General features: G+C 47.5%; 1 protein-coding gene and 1 tRNA gene. One reads left to right on the forward strand and one right to left on the reverse strand.

What is annotated here, in order from left to right; all coding sequences use genetic code 11:
- Positions 1–128: 128 nt before the first annotated feature.
- A tRNA-Leu gene (locus tag P5674_RS24955) sits at positions 129–211 on the reverse strand.
- Positions 212–395: 184 nt separating this feature from the next.
- Here P5674_RS24955 and P5674_RS24960 point away from each other — a divergent pair.
- The coding region (locus P5674_RS24960; RefSeq protein ID WP_315670411.1) for a tetratricopeptide repeat protein at positions 396–1,178 on the forward strand (783 nt) is incomplete at its 3' end.

The raw sequence follows: 1,178 nt of genomic DNA on the forward strand, positions 1-1,178 counted from the left end.
AATCAACCGTTGACAGAATTATTTTCCTGTGCTAGGACTAGATTGTGAGTAATATCTGAGTAACTAGGCATAGTTATCGGGTTGAGTAATAACCCGCTATCGCTGTCAGGATAAGGGTTTATAGTTAATGCGGACGAAAGGACTTGAACCTTCACGTCGCGAGGACACTAGAACCTAAATCTAGCGCGTCTACCAATTCCGCCACGTCCGCTTATTTGCCAGAATTGATTATAACACAGATGAGCGATAAAAAAAAGGGGTTAGGGGAAATTAATTTTTGACAGGTGGCTGGGGTGGGTGGAGGAGGCGGAAACCGGTAAAAAAGGATTAAAATAGTGATGACCCCTCAGTGGCGGACAGGGGGTTTGATGGTTTGACACCCTGGATAACTGCTTATGTTTAACCAACTGATGCGCCTGATGGGTCGATTTCGTCGATGGTTGACCCAAGTTTGGGATAAGTTTATCGACTGGGTGGACCCCCCGCCACCGCCGAGGTCAAACCCTCCCCGACTCCCAGACGATGAATATGAATGGTTATTTCGACAATTGCTGACTAAGGTGGGTCAGGGTTGGAAAGGAGACCAGGTGAGGCGTTGGCTGCGTCGCAATGAATACCGGGTGACGAAAAGCCGATGGGAGGAATGGTCTCCCCGGTTTCACCCTAACCCTAAAGATGCGGAAATCTCCCGGCAGTTGTTATTATTAGCGCAGTTGGATGGTGACTATATTTCCCAAATAGCGGCTAATTTGTTAGGAGAAACACGGCCAAAACCTCCCCCCAGAGAAACTAATACCCCACCAGTTACCCCACCCCACAACCAACCCCCAACTTCGACTGACTCTCTCCCGGCTGATGCTGAGTCATGGTTTAACGATGGATTACAACGAGGTGTTAATGGGGATTTGCGCGGTGCGATATTCTCTTGGGAAAAAGCGATCGAATTTAAACCCGATTACCATGAAGCTTGGGCTAACCGAGGGGGGGCGCTGTCTTATTTAGGAGAGTATGAAAAAGCCATATCCTCCTGCGACCAAGCCATAAAATTTAAACCCGATTTACATGAAGCTTGGTTTTTCCGAGGGTTGGCGCTGTCTGATTTAGGAGAGTATGAAAAAGCCATATCCTCCTACGACCAAGCCATAAAATTTAAACCCGATTACCATGAAGCTTGGTTT

It is taken from the genome of Limnospira sp. PMC 289.06, from assembly GCF_032350395.1.
GTDB lineage: Bacteria > Cyanobacteriota > Cyanobacteriia > Cyanobacteriales > Microcoleaceae > Limnospira > Limnospira platensis.